This window comes from Achromobacter sp. Marseille-Q4962 (assembly GCF_943737005.1).
Taxonomy (GTDB): domain Bacteria; phylum Pseudomonadota; class Gammaproteobacteria; order Burkholderiales; family Burkholderiaceae_B; genus Achromobacter.
In genome coordinates, this window is the sequence record NZ_CALSFU010000063.1 from 1 (window position 1) to 2,810 (window position 2,810).

At 68.3% G+C, this 2,810-nt stretch carries 3 protein-coding genes; all 3 read left to right on the forward strand.

Annotation, left to right across the window (positions count from 1 at the left end; all coding sequences use genetic code 11):
* Positions 1-231: 231 nt before the first annotated feature.
* The 3 genes from NGJ44_RS22995 to NGJ44_RS23005 all read left to right on the forward strand — a co-directional run bounded on the left by NGJ44_RS22995 (position 232) and on the right by NGJ44_RS23005 (position 2,770).
* Entirely contained in the window at positions 232-987 is a 756-nt protein-coding gene (locus NGJ44_RS22995; protein ID WP_082308371.1) for a phosphatase PAP2 family protein, read from the forward strand.
* Between the two features lie 288 nt (positions 988-1,275).
* Positions 1,276-2,607, forward strand: coding sequence for an MFS transporter (locus NGJ44_RS23000; RefSeq protein ID WP_251866040.1), 1,332 nt, complete (start codon positions 1,276-1,278; stop codon positions 2,605-2,607).
* A complete protein-coding gene (locus tag NGJ44_RS23005; protein ID WP_251866042.1) occupies positions 2,600-2,770 on the forward strand; it encodes a hypothetical protein in 171 nt (56 codons plus the stop codon). Before NGJ44_RS23000 ends, NGJ44_RS23005 begins: the two co-directional genes overlap by 8 nt.
* Positions 2,771-2,810: the final 40 nt, after the last annotated feature.

Consider the following 2,810-nt stretch of genomic DNA (forward strand, 5'->3'; position numbering starts at 1 on the left):
GGTCGGAGCCGGGGGCGGCGGGAGGCTGCGCGGCGCTGGCCGCGCCCTCGCGCTTGAGGGTGGTTTCTTGCATGATGGTCGCCGTGACGGGTGTAGATCCCGGGGGCTGGGAGATGGAAACATCGGATTTTACCTCTTGCTGCAAGATTGCTCACCGTTGCGCCCCCGCTGCCGTTACCATAGCGGTCCGGCCGCAGGCCCGATCCTGATAATCGTTCTCGTTCCGAATTCATGACATCCAACCCCATCACGCCCGTGACTGCGGCGGCAACCCGCGTCGCCGCGCCGGCGCCTGCCGAGGTCTGCAGTCCTTTTTCGGTTCGCATCTGGCTGGTGCTGGCCATCGTGCTGTCGCTGGCCGCCGGCGCCAGCGCGCGCTGGCTCGACCTGCCGCTGGCCATCGCCATCCAGCGGTCCGTCTCCGAAAGCGTGGACAATTCCTTCGAATGGGTGGGCGAGCTGGGCGAGAGCGGCCACTACGTCGTGATGGCGCTGCTGTTCTACGGGGTGGGCATGCTGGGCATGGCCCGGGGCTGGCGCAATCCGCTGCGCACCAGTTACGAAAGCATGGTGCGCGGCAGCGTGCTCATGCTGTCCGTCATGGCCGCGGGCGGCCTGGTGGTGCTGGCGCTCAAGCGCGCGGTGGCCCGGGCGCGGCCCGAGCTCTATTTCGAGCAGGGCATCTACGGCATGGGCGAGTCCTTCTCGCGCGCGCAGCAGTTCAATTCCTTTCCGTCCAGCCACACCTACGCGGCCTTCGCGGTGGCCGTCACGCTGGGCATCCTGGCGCCGCGCTGGCGCTGGGCCTTCCTGAGCCTGGCCGCCCTGGTGGGCGTCAGCCGGCTCATCAACCTCGACCACTATCTCTCGGACGTCATGGTCGCCGCGGGCATCGCCGTGGCGATGGGCTGGGCGCTGGCGCCGCGCGTGCTCAACAGCCAGTACCAATGGCCGCTGCGCGCGCCGTGGCGCTGGTGGCGCGGCTAGGGCCGGCGCGCCCCAAGGGCGATTGACGCCGGGGCCCCGTTCCCGCCTTTCTCCTCCGCTTTCTTCCGCAGGCCGCGCCTGGCCCCGTAGACAAGAACGGGCCGGCGCGGCCCGCGCGCATCCGGCCTACAGGTTTTCCCGGGTATTCGCTCGCATGCATGATGTATATGCTTGTATATACATTCGGCGCAAGCACAAGGCATAGCGCTATGCGCATGGCTGGCGCGCCGCATGCCGTGCCGCCGGCGCCGCCGCGCGGCGTCAACCATCAGGGTAGGAAAACCAGACATGCATGTTGCCGAGAATGCCGGCGCAGTTGCCGCGCCGCCCGCCGCCGACGCCGAGGGCCAGGCCCGCGCCGCACCACGGGGAAACCGCCGCATCATCCTGGGCGCCAGCCTGGGCAACGGCCTGGAAATCTTCGATTTCACGGTCTACAGTTTTTTCGCCGCCATCATCGGCAAGCTCTATTTTCCCAGCGACACGGCCTACGGTTCGCTGCTCATGGCGGTGGCCGTGTTCGGCGTGGGTTTCGTCATGCGGCCGCTGGGCAGCATCGTGTTGGGCGCGTATGCCGATCGCAAGGGCCGCAAGGCGGCCATGCTGGCGACCATCGCGCTGATGGGGCTGGGCACCGCGCTCATCGCCTTCGCTCCCACGCACGCGCAGATCGGCGTGATGGCGCCCGTGCTCATCGTGGCCGGGCGCCTGCTGCAGGGCTTCGCCGCGGGCGGCGAGGTCGGTTCGGCGACCACGCTGCTGCTCGAATCCGCCGGCGCCAACCAGCGCGGCTTCTTCGTGAGCTGGCAGTCCATCAGCCAGGGCGTGGCGGCGCTGCTGGGCGCCTCGCTCGGCCTGCTGCTGACGTCCGTGCTTTCCGAGGAGGCGCTGCATGCCTGGGGCTGGCGCGTGCCCTTCGTGCTGGGGCTGCTCATCATTCCGGTGGGCGTGTACATCCGCCGCAACATCGAGGAAACCTACGCCTGCCAGCGCGAGGGCGGGGGCGCGGCGGCGGAGCATCCGGCCTGGACGCTGGCCGCGCGCCATCCGCGCGACCTGACGCTGGGCGTGCTCATCATCATGTCGGGCACCGCCATGGTCTACATCGTGCTGTTCTACATGCCCACCTACATGATGCAGACCAACCACATCGACGCGCCCACGTCGTACCTTTTCAGCTGCGTGGCGGCCGTGGTGCAGGTGGTGTCGGTCTATCTCTGCGGCCTGTACGTGGACCGCGTGCGCAACTACAAGCAGCCCCTGGTGTGGTCCATCGTGGTTGGCATGGCGATGGCCTATCCCACCTTCCTGTTCCTGTCGATGCCGGGCATGCTGTGGCTGGCCGTGGCGTGCCGCATCGTTCTCATCGCCGCGCTGGGCGTCAATATGCTGGCCAGCACCATGCTCATCGTGTCGGCCCTGCCGCGCGAGATCCGCGCCACCGGCACCTCCATGATCTACGCCTTCGGGGTCACGCTGTTCGGCGGGTCGGCGCAGTTCATGGTGACCTGGCTGCTGAAGATCTCGGGCAACGCGATGGCGCCGGCGTGGTATCTCATCGGCATGCTGGCCGCCAGCCTTGCCGCAACCTGCGTGTTCCGGGAGCGCCACCATGACTGACATCCCCTCCGCCGCCTTCGCCTCCGGCATCGCCGCGGCCTACGAGCCCGGCCTGCTCCAGGCATTCGACGACATGAAGCGCCTGCGGCGCGACATCCACCGGCATCCCGAGCTCGGCTACGAAGAAACCCGCACCAGCGCGCTGGTGCGGGTTTCTTCGTAGCCGAGCTCGGGATGCCGGTGGATGTCGCGCCGCAGGCGCT

Coding starts and splice junctions, on each gene's coding strand:
- NGJ44_RS22995 (WP_082308371.1), top strand. CDS start 232: ATGACATCCAACCCCATCACGCCCGTGACTGCGGCGGCAACCCGCGTC.
- NGJ44_RS23000 (WP_251866040.1), top strand. CDS start 1,276: ATGCATGTTGCCGAGAATGCCGGCGCAGTTGCCGCGCCGCCCGCCGCC.
- NGJ44_RS23005 (WP_251866042.1), top strand. CDS start 2,600: ATGACTGACATCCCCTCCGCCGCCTTCGCCTCCGGCATCGCCGCGGCC.